Annotated in this window: 1 protein-coding gene; it reads right to left on the reverse strand. The window is 45.5% G+C overall.

Translation table 11 applies throughout. The annotated features are described in order from the left end of the window. A partial coding sequence (locus I5349_RS14100; protein WP_226391396.1) for a SprB repeat-containing protein occupies positions 1 to 235 on the reverse strand: 235 nt, incomplete at both ends.

Consider the following 235-nt stretch of genomic DNA (forward strand, 5'->3'; position numbering starts at 1 on the left):
GAGTGTAAGTAATTGCTGCTGGGTCTGGGACTGAAATACTTACTGTGAACGTTCTGGTACAACCTCTAGAGTCAGTAACTATGACTGTGTTATTTCCCCCTACTAGATTAGTAGCCGTGTGACCTGTTTGGCCATTACTCCACAGATAGGTATAAGGGGCTTCCCAGCCACCAGATGGATTAACTGTAGCAGAACCGTCATTGTCTCCAGCACAAGATTGCGCAGTAATATTGGT

This window comes from Penaeicola halotolerans (genome assembly GCF_016464625.1).
In the GTDB taxonomy this organism is placed as follows: Bacteria; Bacteroidota; Bacteroidia; order Cytophagales; family Cyclobacteriaceae; genus Penaeicola; species Penaeicola halotolerans.